19 protein-coding genes, 2 tRNA genes and 2 pseudogenes are annotated in these 18,014 nt (G+C 34.9%); 21 read left to right on the top strand and 2 right to left on the bottom strand.

The window, feature by feature from the left end:
- Positions 1-10: 10 nt before the first annotated feature.
- Together IPI65_17865 and IPI65_17860 are read right to left on the bottom strand one after the other, a co-directional pair.
- Positions 11-83: transfer RNA gene (locus IPI65_17865), tRNA-Phe, on the bottom strand.
- Between the two features lie 4 nt (positions 84-87).
- Positions 88-164: transfer RNA gene (locus tag IPI65_17860), tRNA-Phe, on the bottom strand.
- A gap of 555 nt (positions 165-719) precedes the next feature.
- Here IPI65_17860 and IPI65_17855 point away from each other — a divergent pair.
- From IPI65_17855 to IPI65_17755, 21 genes and pseudogenes are all read left to right on the top strand, one after another.
- Positions 720-1,214, top strand: coding sequence for a hypothetical protein (locus IPI65_17855; protein ID MBK7443293.1), 495 nt, complete (start codon positions 720-722; stop codon positions 1,212-1,214).
- Positions 1,215-1,554: 340 nt separating this feature from the next.
- Positions 1,555-1,879: pseudogene (locus IPI65_17850) on the top strand (helix-turn-helix transcriptional regulator).
- 947 nt (positions 1,880-2,826) lie between these two features.
- Complete coding sequence (locus IPI65_17845; protein ID MBK7443292.1) at positions 2,827-3,288, top strand: hypothetical protein; 462 nt, start codon at positions 2,827-2,829, stop codon at positions 3,286-3,288.
- Positions 3,289-3,427: 139 nt separating this feature from the next.
- Positions 3,428-4,018, top strand: coding sequence for a hypothetical protein (locus IPI65_17840; GenBank protein ID MBK7443291.1), 591 nt, complete (start codon positions 3,428-3,430; stop codon positions 4,016-4,018).
- A gap of 106 nt (positions 4,019-4,124) precedes the next feature.
- Positions 4,125-4,352, top strand: coding sequence for a hypothetical protein (locus tag IPI65_17835; protein MBK7443290.1), 228 nt, complete (start codon positions 4,125-4,127; stop codon positions 4,350-4,352).
- Positions 4,349-4,666 carry a hypothetical protein gene (locus IPI65_17830; GenBank protein MBK7443289.1) on the top strand — a complete coding sequence of 106 codons (318 nt, stop codon included), beginning with the start codon at positions 4,349-4,351 and terminating at the stop codon, positions 4,664-4,666. The genes IPI65_17835 and IPI65_17830 overlap by 4 nt, the downstream gene beginning before the upstream one ends.
- A gap of 119 nt (positions 4,667-4,785) precedes the next feature.
- The gene (locus IPI65_17825; protein ID MBK7443288.1) at positions 4,786-5,091 is read left to right on the top strand and encodes a hypothetical protein; all 306 of its coding nucleotides are present in this window, start codon (positions 4,786-4,788) and stop codon (positions 5,089-5,091) included.
- Positions 5,075-5,836 (top strand): fibronectin type III domain-containing protein, encoded by a 762-nt coding sequence (locus IPI65_17820; protein ID MBK7443287.1) that lies wholly within the window; start codon positions 5,075-5,077, stop codon positions 5,834-5,836. The genes IPI65_17825 and IPI65_17820 overlap by 17 nt, the downstream gene beginning before the upstream one ends.
- Positions 5,837-5,842: 6 nt before the next feature.
- Complete coding sequence (locus IPI65_17815) at positions 5,843-6,007, top strand: hypothetical protein (GenBank protein ID MBK7443286.1); 165 nt, start codon at positions 5,843-5,845, stop codon at positions 6,005-6,007.
- Between the two features lie 103 nt (positions 6,008-6,110).
- Positions 6,111-6,961: pseudogene (locus tag IPI65_17810) on the top strand (sulfurtransferase).
- A 179-nt stretch (positions 6,962-7,140) separates the two neighbouring features.
- Positions 7,141-7,527, top strand: coding sequence for a hypothetical protein (locus IPI65_17805; GenBank protein ID MBK7443285.1), 387 nt, complete (start codon positions 7,141-7,143; stop codon positions 7,525-7,527).
- Between the two features lie 521 nt (positions 7,528-8,048).
- Positions 8,049-8,213, top strand: a complete 165-nt coding sequence (locus IPI65_17800; protein ID MBK7443284.1) for a helix-turn-helix domain-containing protein — start codon at positions 8,049-8,051, stop codon at positions 8,211-8,213.
- Positions 8,214-8,415: 202 nt separating this feature from the next.
- Positions 8,416-8,760 (top strand): HipA N-terminal domain-containing protein, encoded by a 345-nt coding sequence (locus IPI65_17795; protein MBK7443283.1) that lies wholly within the window; start codon positions 8,416-8,418, stop codon positions 8,758-8,760.
- 1,501 nt (positions 8,761-10,261) lie between these two features.
- Entirely contained in the window at positions 10,262-10,459 is a 198-nt protein-coding gene (locus tag IPI65_17790; GenBank protein MBK7443282.1) for a hypothetical protein, read from the top strand.
- Between the two features lie 380 nt (positions 10,460-10,839).
- Entirely contained in the window at positions 10,840-11,094 is a 255-nt protein-coding gene (locus IPI65_17785; protein MBK7443281.1) for a hypothetical protein, read from the top strand.
- 243 nt (positions 11,095-11,337) lie between these two features.
- On the top strand, positions 11,338-11,481 hold the full coding sequence (locus IPI65_17780) for a hypothetical protein (protein MBK7443280.1): 144 nt from the start codon (positions 11,338-11,340) through the stop codon (positions 11,479-11,481).
- A gap of 2,111 nt (positions 11,482-13,592) precedes the next feature.
- Positions 13,593-13,784, top strand: a complete 192-nt coding sequence (locus tag IPI65_17775) for a hypothetical protein (GenBank protein MBK7443279.1) — start codon at positions 13,593-13,595, stop codon at positions 13,782-13,784.
- Positions 13,785-13,928: 144 nt separating this feature from the next.
- Positions 13,929-14,300, top strand: a complete 372-nt coding sequence (locus IPI65_17770) for a hypothetical protein (GenBank protein MBK7443278.1) — start codon at positions 13,929-13,931, stop codon at positions 14,298-14,300.
- Complete coding sequence (locus IPI65_17765; GenBank protein ID MBK7443277.1) at positions 14,249-14,479, top strand: hypothetical protein; 231 nt, start codon at positions 14,249-14,251, stop codon at positions 14,477-14,479. Before IPI65_17770 ends, IPI65_17765 begins: the two co-directional genes overlap by 52 nt.
- 293 nt (positions 14,480-14,772) lie before the next feature.
- Positions 14,773-15,138 carry a hypothetical protein gene (locus tag IPI65_17760; protein MBK7443276.1) on the top strand — a complete coding sequence of 122 codons (366 nt, stop codon included), beginning with the start codon at positions 14,773-14,775 and terminating at the stop codon, positions 15,136-15,138.
- A 316-nt stretch (positions 15,139-15,454) separates the two neighbouring features.
- A complete protein-coding gene (locus IPI65_17755; GenBank protein ID MBK7443275.1) occupies positions 15,455-15,589 on the top strand; it encodes a response regulator in 135 nt (44 codons plus the stop codon).
- The last annotated feature ends 2,425 nt before the right edge of the window (positions 15,590-18,014 follow it).

The following is an 18,014-nucleotide window of genomic DNA, read 5'->3' as shown; positions in this document are numbered from 1 at the left end:
TTCTCAAAAGGGGAAGCGGTAGGACTCGAACCTACATGGGCGGATTTTCAGTCCGCTGCATTGACCATCTTTGCTACATTTCCAAAATGGTGGGGACGACAGGAGTCGAACCTGTTTCTTTGGATTTTCAGTCCAACGCATAGACCGAAGCTGCCTACATCTCCTGATTAGCAAAAAACAAAAAAACCGTTTGCTACTTTACAACAAACGGTTTCAGAATCCTCTTTTAATATATTTATCTAACCACACGACAAACAGAACCCGCTCGCTACGTGACTTGCAGCTAAAAACGAGTTACTACTAAATATTTGCCCTGTTGACATTTTTCATGGAGCAAATATACTGCAAAATTTTTCACAACAAATTATTTTTTTAATTTAGCTACAAATCATAAATTCGTTTTATCTAAAACTTTTACCATGAAAACAACATTTAAATATTTTTGCTCTTTAATAGTTATTACATTTCCTGCAGTAGCCTGTTTGGCCAAGTAGCTATCTCCAATGTTCCGAAATTTCGAAAATTAAGAAGGGGACTACTTATGTAGTTATGAAAAATCCTAACTCGCCGATAGCTAAAGCGTATATTGATGTTTTTAACGAATACTGGACTTTAATGAAGTTAAATTTATTAAAATGATGAAGTTGAAAATATCTGGCACCGAATAATTCTTTTTATTTTGAAATACACAACAAGATATTCAAGTTACAAAAACCGACGTGCACAATCAAACAAATACAGAAGTATATGCCAAAAATCATATTTATTTTGAGTTGTGGACCTGCGATGAAAAATATTTTGAAAAAGAGGGAAATGAATTTAATTCAACTTATGTTGTACAGGTTGCCCGAATTGAACTTTATCCCACACTAGATGCATCACTCACGCCCGAATTTCTAAATATGACTGACTTTGATTGTGGTGGTTTCATTCGTAACTGGAGTCCGGGCATTTTAAAAAATGACATCCAAACTTTAATGACATTATTAAGTAAAGCTGTTGTACGTACATTAGATGAAAGTGTTGCAAATACAACTGCATTAAAAAAATTAAATACCGCGACCTTATATGTCCCTGACTATGTTGATAAAAACAACAAATTCACCGGCAGCGAATCTGAAAGGTATAAAGAAAAGGATTTATTTAAAAACTACGAATTGAAGTATGAAGTTGTTTCAATGGATGTTTTGAGCAAAAAAATCCTTGGAAGCTAAGGATGACTTCTATTATTTGATTTTTGTTAAAAGTGCAACCGACAAATATGTTAATGTTATAAATGGTAATACCGGCGAAATAATTTATTCGGATTATTCTTTAACTCGTATAATATTGATGCGGGTGATTTTAGGTAAGCTCATGAAAAGATACAGTAAAAACAATTTTATATTAATCATACAACCTGCAGCGGTAATTATTTATAAAGTTTCTAAAAATGGAAACTTATTTTTATCTTGGCCTTATACTTTTGACATTCTAGGTTGCGATTTTTGAGACGAGGTTTATGGAGGAGTCTAATGCGTTTATGATTGCAATTCACTCTAAATTGACATTACTATGGCGACAAAAAAAGATAAAACGTATTCGCTTCAGGAAATGAAGGATAAATTCATTGGTGAAGTTGGCGCACCAAACGTGACGAATATGAATATGAACTTCGAATGGAAGTTTTGGGCAAAATGATTAAAACAGCGCGATTAGGAGCGCAGTTTAACACAACAGCAACTTGGGCAAATTAGTAGGTGCGCAAAAGCGCAAATTTCGAAGTTGGAAAATAGCGCCAACAGCAACAATTGATACAATCTATAAAATTTTTAAGGCGCTGGATGCTGAAATTAACTTTATGGTTAAACTCGGGGATAATTTTGTGAAAATAGAATGAACTTAAATGTTGCTCGAGCGTTTAAAATAAACTTATACTCAACGTTGTCCAATATTGTAATGCGCAGTGTTCAATAAGCGGTAATAAATGGTTTAAACAACACCCAAACATATCAAATTATTTTGGATAGCTAAATCGAAGTTATTTTCAAAAGAAATCCCCTGTAATTCAATCCACTGCTGTAGTCTAGCCTTATCTGAAATCCATCCTTTATTTTGTAAATGTGGGAGTTATATAACTTATTTCTACAAATTTGTAATTTTTTCAATTTTAAACCTTTGAGTTTTGTATCCCACCATTTTGGAAGAGATAGGGTATGATGAACACTGCAAATTTTGAAAAGATTTATGAAAAATATAGTCCGATGTTATTTGGGTTAGCATTGGAAATTTGTCCTTCAAAAAACATGCAGAAGAACTATTATTGATTACGTTTAAAAAAATACACCGGGACGACATTAACCGGGAAAAACATCCTGCCTATTGTATAACCCTCCTCCGGTTAATCATAAAAACCGCTCACGGAATTTATCCGGAAAAATTTCAAAACTGTCCCAGTTTAAAACAATTGAAACTACACCACTTTTAAACCAACTCATCTGCGACCAAAAAAGTTTGGAAGATTATTGCAAAGAAAAGCCCCTCTCGCAACAAGAAGGTTTGCAAATTATGCGCGATGAGTTTAGTAAAATAAGAAATTCAAAGCAAAAAAATGAACTTTAAACTGATACCTGATATTGAACTGAAAGTATTACTTAAAAGAAATATCATAAAATTCAGGTCGGGCTTTTTTGTCATTTCATTCGATGATTTAATGATGCTATAAGCAGAATCTTTCTAATTATGGATGGTAATTATAAATTCTGAAAAAATTTAGTAGTTTTGAAATTGTAGCAGTTACTGACAAGGTTGGTGCACTTTGAAGTAAGTTGTAACAATAGTTGGTTTATGCTGCATAAAAAAGCTAAATTATTAACCAATGAAAATTATCACCCTTTCCTTATTGTTGTTATTGACTTTTGGTGCGTTGCCAAAATACCGGATGTTTCCATTTATGAAGATTATACGAATCCCAGTGCCTGGATGTGGAAGCCAACAAATGAATTTAGGACAGGTAAAATCGAAAACGGAATGTATGTTTCAAAAGGGAAACGAGAATCTGCTTCACTTGGGTTTCCCTATGATTTATCTGAAAAACAGAAACAATTAAATGAGGCCTCCGACATTGAGTTTGAATTGACAAAATTGGATGGGCGACCAGTCACCTATTACCATCTTGAATTTACAGTTGTGGAATTTAAAACTCCGTATGATCTTAAATTAAATTATAATGAATTAGGATTGGAGCCTTACAGGTGGGGATACAATAACCACTTAGGTAGTGGAAAACGGCAGGTAAAGAAAGAGTAATTTAGTTAAAATTATTCATAGAAAAAATGATGTTAAATATTTTTTAAATAACGAGTTTTTATTTGAATACAAATTTAAATATACAGTTGAAATTAGTTGGTGGCTAATTTATATTTCCAGCGCAGACAAAGATGTGGTTTTGGGTTTAGATAAAACTGTATTTAAGGCATATAGTGCCTCTACAATTTTACTTGAAGAAATGGCCTTACAGGCTGAAAAAGAAAAAGCTGAAAGGAATTCTAATTTTATTGTTAAGGATAATTTTCCTGAAGGCAAAGCAACATACAGCGGCACATCGGTAAGGGTAGCTTTTGATTATAATGCCAAATGGAAATTGGAGGATTTTGAAAATAAAGAGTTTTTAGGACCAACCGGACTTGAATTAACCGTAAGCAAGTCAGAAACCGGAGGATATTTTCTTATAACAACCGATACCACCAGTCTCAGTTACGAAGCCTATTACAAAAAATATGTCGATATAAATTATTTCACCAATGGGGTTAAGATTCCATATAACAATATAATTGATGCCGAACCAAAAATAAATGGGGAAAAGGCTAAAATGCGGGAAGTAATTGTAAAAGATACAAATATTAATCCAACAGGAACCATAGAATTATGGTGTTTAATTATTAAAAACAATAGATATTATATGCTGTATTCTATTTGTTATCCGGCAGACAGGGCATCTGTTTTAAGTACATTTAATTCGTTTAAAATTTTAGACTAAAAATTCAAAGGCTAACAGTTTGTTTAGCTAAATGTTGAAGAATTGCGGCGGTATGCGTTTGCATTTATGAATAATTATATTGAATTTCAATGAATAATTCAATTTTATGAAAAAACATTACCTGCTGTTTAGTCTATTAGCCCCCATTTTAGCCCTACAGGCGCAATCTCCTGCAATTGAATGGCAAAACACTATTGGTGGCACTTCAACAGAAGACATGCGTAGTATCGCTCAAACAAGTGATGGGGGTTACATTCTTGGGGCTCATCGTATTCGAAAAATACTGCTGATAAAACCGAAAACAGAATTGGTGATGATGATTACTGGATTGTGAAAGTAAATAGTGCAGGTGAAATTCAATGGGATGAAACCATTGGCGGAACCGGAAGAGATAATTTATATGTTATACAGCAAACACCTGATGGCGGATATATTATTGGTGGGGAATCAGAATCTAATGCTTCTGCTGATAAATCGGAAAATAAAATCGGCAAAACAGATTACTGGATTATTAAATTAAACAGCACCGGTGAAATTGAATGGGAAAATACGCACGGAGGTGCAAATGAAGACTATTTTAGAAGTTTAGATCAAACTTCAGATGGCGGATATATTTTGGCGGTTATTCTTTTTCCAATGCGTCAATAGATAAATCAGAAAATCGATTTGGCCATTATGATTATTGGGTTATTAAATTAAATGCGGCAGGAAATATTGAATGGGATCAAACTATTGGCAGTTTAGAAGATGACCTTTTAACAGTTGTGGTGCATACTGCAGATGGTGGATATATTTTAGGTGGAGCCTCCTATTCTAACATTGGATTTGATAAAACTGAAGATATGATAGGGCCTGATATTGAACCTGATTTTTGGTTGGTTAAATTAAATGCATCAGGAATTACAGAATGGGATAACACCATTGGTGGAAACGACGGAGATAATTTACTTGATATTGAACAAACACCCGATGGTGGTTATATTTTAGGCGGATCATCAGCTTCAAATGAATCGGATGATAAGTCGGAGCACCGCTTAGGATTGTCTGATTATTGGAGTGAAGTTAAATGCTGAAGGTTTAATTGAATGGGATAATACCATTGGTGGTGATTCATTTGATGAATTAACTGCAATAACACAAACTAATTTTGGCGGATATATCATGTGTGGCAGATCAGTATCGGATATTTCTGATGATAAAACGCAAAATGTAATTGGTTTACCCGGCGATGATAATCATTATGATTATTGGGTTGTTCAAATTAATTCATTAGGAATTGTTGAATGGGAAAAAACACTGGGTGGATATGAATCTGATTATGCCACTGATATTATTGCAAGTAGCGATAATGGGTATGTTGTTGCAGGTTATTCCAATTCGGGAAGCACGGGCGACAAAATTGGTCACGATGGTGATCATGATTATTGGATTGTAAAATTAGCTGCTGATTTTACCTGCGATGCACCCGGCGGAATTTATAGTGATAATATCACCACAACTTCCGCAAAAATATTTTGGGATGCAGGATTAGATTCTTCTAAATATCAAATAAATTATCGCCCGATTACAGGTGGCGTATGGCAAAAGAAAAATTCAGTCATGTTTTTTAAAAATTTAACCGGCTTGTCACCCAATACAACTTATGAATATAAAATAAAAACCATTTGTGGTGATGTTTCCAGTCCGTTTTCAGCTTTATATAATTTTACCACTTTTACCGTTAAAAGAAGGCGTGACCGATATTCCGGATTTTCTATTTATCCCAATCCAACCAATAATAATTTTGTTTTATCTGCAGAAATAGCTGCCACAGAGTAGCAACAATTGAAATTTATTCCTGCATGGGAAAGCATGTATATTAAAGAAATACAAAGTATTGGCGGAAAAATAAATGAAGTCATTTCAATTGAGGGATTACATGCCGGAGTTTATTTAGTGCAATTGGTTTGGGATGGAAACATGATAGTGAAACAATTAGTGATAAATTAATATTGCCTGATGTTTTACAAGGATAAAATAAAAACCGTTTTTATATTTTGATATTGAAAGTTACTTCTATAAGTTTTCTTTTTGAAAAAGTTAATAAAAAGACATGCGCCTCTCACCAATTATTGAAACAGACGAATTACTGAAAATATACAATAATCCTGATGTGATGATTTTCGATGTCAGCACCGCAAAAATGCATATACTAACTACCAACAGCAACATTTAACCGGCGCTTATTTTGTTGATTTAAATACACAATTGGCGGATATTAAAAGCGACTTTGCCGATGGCGGTCGACATCCATTGCCAACTGTAGCCGCATTCGCTAAAACGTTAACCGACCTAAGTATTTCAAAAAACAACCATCTCGTTATTTATGATGATAATAATGGTTCAAACGCAGCAGCAAGATTTTGGTGGATGTTAAAATCGGCAGGACATGAAAAGGTGCAGGTTTTAAATGGCGGATTCAATCAGGCCAAAAAAAATAATTTTCCGATGCGTGCTAAAACGGAAATTATTAAACCGGCCGCTGAACCATATTTAATCACCGAATGGACCTTACCAACAATCGAAATGAACGAGGTAGAAAATGTTTCAAGAAACCCTGATTATTTGGTAATTGATGTTAGGTCCAAAGAACGTTATGACGGTAAATTTGAACCAATCGATTTAATAGCAGGACATATACCCGGAGCAGTAAATATGCCATTTACAGAAAACATAAACGAGCAGGGATTATTTCTCGACCCGCAAGTTTTAAGAAACAAATATGAACAGTTATTCAACCAAATTAAATCGGAAAATATTATCGTGCATTGCGGCTCAGGTGTAACGGCTTGTCATACGTTACTTGCTTTGGCTTATGCTGAAATGGAAATTCCGAATTTGTATGTCGGTTCGTGGAGTGAGTGGAGTAGGAATGATAAAACGATTGTAACTGAAAATGATTGAGGTTATTGATATTGCAATTTTATCAATATAAGTGGTGTTTAAACCTTTATTGAGAGGACACTTTTAAAAAATATGGTTTTTTAATTAGGATTAAATAATTTTGTATTAGTAAATTTCAATTCTATAAAAAATGGACTCAAATTTATCTGCCAAAGCCAAAGAAATAGCCGAAGAACTGGATATGGGATTCAGAGCTTATTCATAAAACAAGCGGTGCATTAATATTTGTTCCTAGCGAGGACGACTTGGAAAACATGGAAGCAGATGTTTGGGAAGAGGAGCTCAAATTATTAAAAAAACAACGTAAGTCATACGAAGAAATTGAAAAATGGTCTTCCTCAGAAGCCTTTAATATGATGCGTGATTTTACTGAGCAGTTAACCACAGCTCCGCAACTGAAAAACAACCTCGCCTACGCCTTAAACAATAGAAAACCATTTGGTCACTTCATGGCGATTATTCACGATAGTGGCGAATACAGAGATCAATGGTTCGATTATAAATTGAAATGGCAAATGGAATTTGTTGCAAAACAGTTGGAGGTTTTGGTAATATATAAGCACTAATTTATAGGATTGATTTTATTGATTTTTTCTAAACCGTAGTTTAGTCTTTGAACCCTTACGACGCTTTCAGTATTTGAATGTCGGCGAATCTTTTTTACATTTTGTCATTTATGGTTATTATAATATGAAATTCTATAAAGCTTGGCACTCCTTTACGCAACCTAATTTTTAATTTCAGCCTCCATTTCACTTCCTTTGGCACGCAAGCATGGAGTAGATATCATAACCATTTGGTAATCAATAATTTATGCAATCAAAAATAACTTATAGAATATTAATAGTTATATCAGTTTTAGTTTAATTACTATAAGTACACTAATAGTTAAATATATTCTATATCTTTGTTATAACTTATGTAATACTTATAGTTAGTAACGAAAAGCTAAACTAACTAATACTATTATAATATTAAAGCCAATAATAATGGAAAACTGGTTGTTTTTAACAGAAAAGGAGATATTAACCGAAATCGGTAAACGACTTAAAAAATTAGAGTTCAGCATAATCTGACACAGCAAGAATTGTGTGAAGAAGTTGGACTTAGTGTAACAACAATTAGTCAAATTGAACAAGGCAAGTCAACAACCGTTGAAAGCTTGATTCGAATATTGATTCGTCTTAATCGAATAAAGATTTTGAATCTGTATTTAGGGTTGGCGAAAATTCGAATTAAAATTGAAATTTGAAAAGGCTAAATTAAAATCGGAGCGAACCAGAGCATCTAAAAAATAAAATAGGCATGATAGTAGAAGTATTTTTTTACGGTCAATCCATAGGAACTGTTGATTGGAATGATGACAAAGGATGTTCCATTTTTCAATATAATTCGCAAATAATTGGAAAGTTGGAACCTTCTCCGATTGTAATGCCAACAGAAGCTAGGTGTTTTTGAAACAAATAGAGACCCATATCAATTTTCATAATTTACCCTATTTACTTTCTGACTCACTACCTGACGATTTTGGTAATGTAATGATGAAGGCTTGGTTAACGCAACATGATTTATCGATTGATGACATAAATCCGGTTGACCGATTAACATATGTTGGTATAAGAGGTATGGGTGCCCTGGAGTTTGCGCCTATTAATCATAAGTCAAACCATAATTATAAAGTTGATGTAGGTGAGTTGTTAGCCGTGGCTAAAAAGTATTGGAAAAATAAACAGGCAACTATTTATAGTGATTTAGATAAAGAAAACCTTTCTAATATTTTAAGAATAGTACATCGGTAGGTGGTAAGGGCAAAAGCTTTAGTGGCTATAAAATTTAACCAAAATAATAAATAAAAGAAATAAGACCCGTGACATTATTCAACCGGTGGGTTATACTTATTGTCTATTAAAAATTGATGGTGCAAATGAACATGAGTCTTAGGGTAGAGCGAAGGTATGGCAAATTTAATCCATTGCTTCAAATTGGTAAGGAAGCTTAAGAGGAATGTCTGAAAGTATGTTGTATGAAGAAAACAACAGGTTTCACTTTCTTACAAAACGACTTTACAGGAGCGCCATAATGGTGAAAAATTACATATGCAAACATTTGGCTCATTAACCGGAATTAACTACTTAAACTCCTTGGCGCCGGAACATAAGAGACTTTATTCCGAATATCGAAAGGTGCTACGGTCAATTACCTTATAATCAATTCGAACAGCAATATCGGTGAATGTTATTTAAATGTAATTGCGAGAAATCATGATGATCATGTAAAGAATTTTTCTTTCGATGTCGCCCGATTGAATTTGGCAAGTAGCTCCAGCCTATGATATATGTTTTTCGGCAATACAATCCCGGTGGAACATGGACAAGCGCATCAATCTTCCGTAAATGGTAGGGCTGAGAATTTTTCAAAAAATGACCTGCTTGAGTTTGCCAAAACATTTGGCATTAAAAAGCAAATATTATTTTCAAGAGGTGATTGAGGCTGTTAGTAGTCGGAATAAATTAGTAACTGAATTGAAATTCTTCTGGTGAACGAATAAAATACATTCGTGAGCGCTTGAGAACAAATAATTACCAATTAATGATAAATACTGAATTTCCCAGGTCCATTTATTACCAACCATTATCCATCAACTTAATATTTAACCACTCACTATGAAAAAATAATCGATATTTCATTTTCAAAACATGTTAATTTTATTTTGTATCTCTAGCAGTCAATCTGAAAACAGTGGAGGTTGAAAAGATATTTTTTAAAATTTGAACCAACTTTGATTGGCAAACTTATTATCACCCAACCGATGAAACAGTTATGTGGTATGCTTTCCGTGATCTCAAAAATAACATGGTTTAGCAGCAATGGGAAGCAGGCCCCGGCGCGATGGGAAAAAATTGGAAATCATAATACAGCAGATGGACTGCTAATGATACGACCAGACAAAATTCAGGAAGATAAACTTACAATATTTACATTATAATACTTGGAGGTGGCCAACAAGTTTGACGGGCAACAACACAACGCCCAGGCAATTAAAAGCAACGACTGGAATTGGAAGAAATGGGGGGGTGGCCCAATATCTTAAAAAAGAATGAAAATGGACCTTATAGATTCGATGGAAAAAATTGAAGTGATTTGTATTTCTAAACATTTTCTACATGATGATCTCGCTGAACGGTGGCATAAACCTGCTTTTAAACCATGAAATTGCTATCATTGAGTAAAATAATCAGACAAGGCAATGGCTTTGGGACTTCAGTTTTTGGGGTATGTCGTTTTACTGGAAACAATTAAATGGATGAAGAAAGATTTAAACGATTGTTCCTGCAGGTAAGTTTTGGTATAAGGTCTAATTCTATGGAAGACAAAGCCGGAGATTTTGGTTTTGTAACATTCCTGGCACAATATCGATTTGATTACGAGCAAACTCAAAAGCAGATGTGGGATTGCAAAGTATCAGAAAAACCGGTATCGGAAATGCACAATTTTTGATGGAAGTTTATATTTATTACTCCCATATTGTGGAAGCGACAATAATAAAAATATCAAGTCTAACATCTTTTGATAAAGGAATTTATAAATATGATGGAGAAAATATTATTAATTATCCAGTAAAATGACGACCAAGTTTTCCAGTAAATGTAGTTTCCATGTATATGACCCCGATGCAAGGTAATTTATGGTCAAAGACACTTTCTGAAACAGTATGCATATAAATCTAATGGAAATCAGCTTTTGAAAAGTTTGAAATTTAGTCCGATTAACACTTTAAAATAATTTATCCCTTTAAACCAATTTTCAGATTCACTAAGGTCAGAAATGGAATTTTATTCCGCTTTTGTTAAAACGAAAGGTGCACCAAAGCCTTCAACATGGACTCTATTGACCAGAAACGAGCGGTGACTTCTGAAAAAGCTTCATCTGTAAGAATATCTCTCAAGGTAGCTAAATTTTTTGAAGATAACCCCTTACTGTTATTGCTTGAACAGATGCCACATAGCATGGTCGCTTCAATATGGGTAATCTGTTTGGAAGGGCAATCGTATGTCTCCACTCTGAAGTCATTAAAACAAGTTTCGATTTTCGATATCTTTGATTCAAGATTATTGAAAGTTGCTCTCAAATAATGGATTAGCATTATTAGCTGACATAAATCGTTTGATACTTTCAGCTGGAGCTCATTTTCTTTATCGGGTTTATGAGATAGTCCAGTGTATTAAAACGAAATGCTTGGCGGCATAAAGTGACTAGTGCGTCGTTGTAAATACTGCTCGAAAAAATCATCGTTTGTTAGTTGTTGCAGCAATTCAAACCGTCATATCCGGTAAATTCAACATCCAAAAACCACATTGGGCCGCAGTGTTTCAACTGTGCTGATTGCCTCTTTGCCTGTTTTTGCTAAACCCGATAACTTCAATCTCTTTTCTATCTTCTCAAGTAAACTCAACCAACAGGTTGCCATTGGTTTATTATCTTCAACAATGAGCGATTTAAGTGGTTGCAATGGCGACTAATTTGCCGCCGAAGATAAGTAGATTTTTCTAAGTTTTTGCTTAATCACCGCTGCTCAACGCCTGATAGTATGTACCAACTCAGTCGCACCAGGAGTTGAATACCAGTAATTACTGCGGGCTTCAGACTTCGAACTTGGGCCACTGCCTGATAATCGTAATAAACTAATAGATAACCCAACCAAGCAAGTATTTGCATTTATCCCATAAATTTGTTATATCAATTGTTCAGTAAAGCTGCGCAAGTGGTGTTTGGGGCTTTAAGATGAGTGCATGCCGGTGGATTTCCAGATAGAAAACATTTAAATTATATAATCATTTTCACCTTTCAAAATTTTATGTTGGGCAGTTAATAATAAATGCAATCTTAATCATTACGAATAATGTTAAAAAAAAGTAGCAATTAATATGTATTCTTAATTCAAGTATTTTATGAAGCACATCTTACATATAGTCTTCATTTTACTTGTTAGCAGTAATTGAAAGTTACGCAGCAGCAATATTAATGCTTACAAAATACACCGAACCGCATGGACTCCCTACAACGAGGGGTATGGGGCAAGTGTTTAAGGACACAAACAGGTTACCTGTGGATTTATGGTGGAACCGGGTATTGGGGGTGTTGCCTGATGGGTATAATTCCTGAAATTATTTCGGCACAATCCCGACGATTCTAATAGAACTTTGGACTATCCCATGTCAAATGCGTCTTTAATGTCTGATTTAGCCATATTTATATCGAAACCTGGAAGAAGTTCGCCTTTATGATCCCCAAAAATCGTATTATCCAGCCTCCCTTTCCGTATAAGATTCATAGAGGCCTCTTAAAAACTATTGTTATAGTTTGAAGAATGATAACAACGCACCCTACTTTTTACAGATGAAAATCTAACACGCTAAGTAATGTTGAGTTTAATTCCTCCTTTCCACTACCTGAGCGTTGGGAATATGGTACATCAAGTGCCGCAAGCGACTCTTCTGCCAACATTATGGTGAATATTTGCAATGTGTATATTTTTAAATCCAATGACAAAAGGTTCACTAAAATAAATTTGTATGATCGCTTTGGCAAATCTGACACCACCGTTTTTTCTGTTGTATATAGTGCGCTAGAGAAAAATTTTATTGCCATCAGTACAAAACATCTTTAAAAATACATGATAAAAACACTGACAGGTTCATTCCTGGTTTGGACCTCCACCAAATGGTTCTGGTGAAGCAAAATGTTGAATTTAATATCCTTACTGCAGGCACTAAAATACTATTTTGCTTTTACAACAGATGGAAAACTATATAAATTAAATATTGAAACGGGGAGGAAATAATTATTCAACTCAACAAAAATTCTAACATGAAATAAAATTTTTAAATATTGATGGCAAAGTCGAAGATAAACATGGTGTGCTTTTGATATATTCTAACTGGTATGGGTTATTTCACCACCAAATCCTGAGCGACCAGTTTGAGCAGTTTATTTTATGAGCCCGGAATGTGAGGGAAGTATTCTACTAAACAATATTATAACAATAATACCTGATGATGAAGGAATGGCTTGGATTGGATGCAAGCTGAAGGTCAGGCTAAAATGGAACCTGTAGGCATGCTATGGATCATTAAGTCCTGATGAGAATAAAAAGAAGATCGTTTTTACTAACGATGTTATAAACGTTCGGTCATTCCTTGAAACAGAATTGTGATATCTGGTAGGTGCATTTAATGGCTTTTATAATTGCGATGCAACAAAAAGAATTCAGTGAAGTTACAGAGACTGCTCAGACAAGAACCATCAAATGTCTCAGCTAACAAGGATGAATCCGAAATACTCTGGTCAGGAACCTGGGGTGGATGGATAAGTATAGAGCATCCAAAAACAATAAGGTATATCTTTCGATAAAAGCTGGAGAGAAAGAGGGCCCGTGATATGTTTTATGATAGTAAAAACACCATGTGGATTGCCACCGGGGTAGGAAAAATATTTATCGTTAATGTAAATGAAATTGATTTGACAATCCGGTTTTATTGAAATTTTAAATCCCGTTGAATATAATCTGAATAATGATTCCGGCATTTCAAACATTGTTTCTTACTATCACTGGGAAGATGCCCAAGGCAATATGCGGGCAGGAGGCATTAAAGGATTGCGCTTGCTTGAAATCCGGAGAAGAAAAATGGATTCACTCATTCCAATATCTCCCGGTGATGAGCACAGTATTCATGGAAATGATGTGCGCGCTTTGGAGTTCGGGACAAAAATGGTAACTTATGGATTGGCGGCACCAATGGTGGTGGTCGAACTGTTGCTGTAAAGTCGCCACCAATAATTTTACACATTTCACAACGGAAAATGGATTACCCAACGATGTACTTTACACTTACTTTGCGACAAATAATGGGATGTTGTAGCTGGGAACTAATTTCGGTTTATGCCGATTTAATCCGGATGATTATTCATGCAAAAATTTTACTTTAAAGATGGCATTTGCAGAATTATGAGTTTAGTCAACAATGCTGGCAAAGTTGTAAAGCCGAAGGATGGAAGGTTGCTTTTGATGAAGTGGACGGCTACAAATGTTATTGATCCTTCCAAGATTGATAACGCAGCATCACCACCTCCAACTGTTGTCATATCATCTATCAAAATTTTTGATCGTGAATTACCACCGGGTGATGGTCATTTAAAAATAATATACAACGAGAATACGCTAACCTTTGAATTTGGTGGCTCCTGGAGCTTTTACTTCTCAACCAGGATAACCAATATGCTTACAAGATGCAAGGCATTGATCCGGACTGGATATATAGTAATGACAGGAGATTTGTAACATACTCCAACCTCGAACCAGGAACATATATTTTCAAAGTAAAAGCGTGTAACAGCAATGGTGTGTGGAATGAAGAAGGAACACAAATTACTATTGTACCATTCCTCCATGGTGGAAAACATGAGGTTCAGTTCCGGGTGCTTGTCCTTTATTATTTTATTGGTTTTTTATGGCTTTAGGCGGAATACTGCGGCATTGAAAAATAAATTACCTCTTGAAAAACGGTAAAACCGTATGCACTGCCGATCTGCGAACACAAAAGAAATTGCTGAACAACAAAAACGTGCAGAACTTCGGGAAAAGCAAAACATCAGTTCCTGGCAAATATGAGCCACGAAATTGCACACCAATGAATGCGATAAAAAGGATGACGGATATTTTAATCAGACGTAATCCTAATGATGATCAAAAAAATATTTAACCGGTATTAAACAATCCTCTTGATTCATTACTTGTTATCATCAACGACATTTTGGATATTTCAAAAATTGATGCAGGTAAAGTAGAGCTGGAACATGAACCATTTTCAATAAATGAATTGGTAAATAATGTATATACCATTATGCAGTTCAAGGCTGAAGAAAAAGGTTTGTTTTTACAAAAAGATTTTCCGAATGAAAATTTAGTTGTTCAAGGTGATGCTACAAGGTTGCGCCAGATTCTTTTAAATTTAATTGGTAATGCCATTAAGTTTACGGAAAAGGGATTGATAACTACGGCCATAAAATCAGAACAGGTTGGTGAAAATTTGAATTTGCATTTTATCATTTCTGACACCGGAATTGGTATCGAGAAAGACAGGATGGAAAAAATATTTGAATCGTTCGAACAAGCTTAGTAACGATACAACACGGAAAGTTAGCGAAGTATCGGATTAGGCTTGAGGATTTCTAAAACTGACCCAATGGTAAAATATGGGTTGAAAGTGAAAAGGTAAAGGCAGCCAGTTCCATTTTATTATTCTCATACAAAGTAAAAACAACAGTTGAAGCAACTCAGGATGTTATTGATTTTACTGATGTTCTAAAGCAACTTAAAGGCTTGCACATACTCTTAGTAGAAGATAATCATTACAATGCAATTCTAGCTCAGGAAGAATTGGAAGATGCTGGGCTGAGGATGCATGGATAGACATTTAGAAAGCGAACGGATTAATTGCTGTAGAAAAATTAAAATCCAACACATATGATGTGATTCTGATGGATATCCAGATGCCCGTAATGAATGGATTTGATGCTACCAAAGCAATCAGAAAACTGGAAGGTGATAAAGCAAATATTGACCAATAATTGCCATGACAGCCAATGCTGAAAGAAGAAGTTGATTTATGTTATGAGGCAGGTATGAACGATTTTATTGGAAACCATTTGATATAGAGATGAATTGCTGACTAAAATTCAACACCTAATAACAAAATGATGTTTAAATTCAAGCATATTAAATTATTTATTAGTTACATTATTTTGTTTCAAACTATTAATTGTTTTGGACAAAGCAAAAATTGCTTGATAGTTTATATCATCAACTCGAAATTACCAATGACAGCAAATACAAATCTTTATTATGAGATTGCATCACATGAAAGTGATTACAACAACTTTATTGATAATATAGACAGCGCATACCAACTATCGTTAATTTTACGTCAAGAAGATGCACCAAGGTAGTTATGACATTTCCAAAGCCCGATTATTGGGAAACTGCAAGGTTGATACGTCGTGCGCACTACTTTATTACCGCTCATTAATGCTACGTTTGGACTCTCTTTGGTTTCGTTTCTTGCCAATTAAAGACGGGTTAAAGCTTGCGACAAAAATTAAATATGAGCATGGAATTGCTGAAGCGCATTATAATACCTCGGCCAATCCTACAGAGTATATGGATTAAATTATTGGCCAAAAGCAATTGCGCAGTATGACCTTACTAACCATTGCCGCGGGTGCGAATAACAAGGCCGACATTGCCGCAAACGTCACCATGGTGGCTTTCAATCCTGGACAGACATACCGCTCCAGCGCTACGATCACGTTCGTGCTCTTGACTATTATAATAAGGCAAATAAATATGCTTTTGAAGCACAAGATACCGTAGGAGATGATGCTGGAATTACTCATGACCTGGGATGGATGCGTGATTTCGACGAAAGAATATGCATCTGCCATAACTTATTTAAATCAAGGTATTTCTGCTTGCTGTTGCTACCAATACTACTTATTCAGTTGCTGACAAGTAACAATGCATAAAGGTGAAGCGTATTGGTTTATGGGACAGTATGATAGCTCTTTTACTTTACCAGTAAAGCTTATGATTTTATAAGTTTAAAACAACTAAAGCCATTGAAACATACCCATTATCTCAATCAAATGGGATGGGTTTATGAATCAAAAATCAATGGAAGGAAGCAGAGTATGTATACAGGCAAGCTATTAACCTTGCTAATGATTTATCAACAGACTGGATACCCAAATCAAATGTCGGATTAGGGGATGCATTGTTTGGACAAGGTAAATACAAAGAAGCGCCACAATATTAAGGGGTGGCGGAAAAGGCATTAAGCAACGCAACATTCGACCGGTTAACAAAAGAATGTTATGAAGGGCCTGCAAAACATATGCTCAATTAGGTGATTATAAAAATGCCTCGCTGAACGCAATTAAAATTAAAGGTTGTCAGTGATCCCTACTTTACGAATGAAAATGTCGAGAAACTATTAGCGACACAAGCGCAATAAGGATTTGATAAGCAAAAAACGGAAGCAAAAATTGCACTTGAAAATCAGGAAACTAAATTAACTAAAGAGTTGTCACAGAAATTAATTTTTTTTATGGCGCTGCTATACTTTTATTGATTATATTAGGTTGTATTTCAGGCTTCGCTACACCCGAAAAACACAACAATTATTACAACAAAAATGCAATTATAGAAGCTGAAAAAGAAAGCCGAATCCAGCGAAAAGTTAAACACCAATTCCTGGCTAATATGAGTCAAGTTATAAAATTGCACACCTATGAATGCTAGTAAAAGGGATGACGGATATATTATCAAGACGAAACCCCAATGAAGACCAAAAGAGTATTTAACCGACCCAAACAATCATCAGATCCGTGGCTGGTAATTACGAATGGCTAGTCTAGATATCTCAAAAACTGGGGTCGGCAAAGTGCTAGAGCTGGAACAGGAACCATTTTCTCCAAACGAACTGCTTAATAATAAATGCAAACACCCATCATGCAAGTTCAAAGCTGAAGAAAGTGCGTTGTTTTTACAAAAGATATGCCTCAAGAAAATGTTTTTGTTCAGGTGATGCAACACGGTCAAGGACAGACTCTTTTAAATTTAATTGGTACGTGATTAAGTTTACTGAGAAGGGATTAATTACCACTACGGCAAAATCAGAACCGGCAGGGGATAAGATGAATTTACATTTTATTGTTTCCTGATACTCAAATTGTGTATCGATAAAGACAGAATGAAAAAATATTTGTATCGTTCGAGCAAAAATATAGCGACACAACGCGGAAGTTTAATGGCACAGGTTTAGGCTTGAGTATTTCCAAAAACTGCTTGAATTACACAATGGTAAAATTCTAGAAGTTGAAAGTGAAAAGGATAAAGGCAGCCGGCTTCACTTTATTATTCTTACACAGTAGTAAAAATGACAGCTGGTACAGCTCAGAATCGGCAATAAGTTATGATGCTGTTAAACAATTAAAA

The sequence above is a fragment of the Bacteroidota bacterium genome, assembly GCA_016706255.1.
Taxonomy (GTDB): Bacteria; Bacteroidota; Bacteroidia; order Chitinophagales; family BACL12; genus UBA7236.
Note: the sequence above shows the minus strand (reverse complement) of the source record. Positions and strands in the feature narration are given on the sequence as shown.

What these genes read in the sequence shown, in the direction of transcription:
- IPI65_17790 (MBK7443282.1), top strand. Translation starts at nt 10,262, where the DNA reads ATGGATGAAGAAAGATTTAAACGATTGTTCCTGCAGGTAAGTTTTGGT.
- IPI65_17835 (MBK7443290.1), top strand. Translation starts at nt 4,125, where the DNA reads ATGAAAAAACATTACCTGCTGTTTAGTCTATTAGCCCCCATTTTAGCC.
- IPI65_17775 (MBK7443279.1), top strand. Translation starts at nt 13,593, where the DNA reads ATGCGGGCAGGAGGCATTAAAGGATTGCGCTTGCTTGAAATCCGGAGA.
- IPI65_17785 (MBK7443281.1), top strand. Translation starts at nt 10,840, where the DNA reads ATGGACTCTATTGACCAGAAACGAGCGGTGACTTCTGAAAAAGCTTCA.
- IPI65_17770 (MBK7443278.1), top strand. Translation starts at nt 13,929, where the DNA reads ATGCAAAAATTTTACTTTAAAGATGGCATTTGCAGAATTATGAGTTTA.
- IPI65_17765 (MBK7443277.1), top strand. Translation starts at nt 14,249, where the DNA reads ATGCAAGGCATTGATCCGGACTGGATATATAGTAATGACAGGAGATTT.
- IPI65_17845 (MBK7443292.1), top strand. Translation starts at nt 2,827, where the DNA reads ATGCTGCATAAAAAAGCTAAATTATTAACCAATGAAAATTATCACCCT.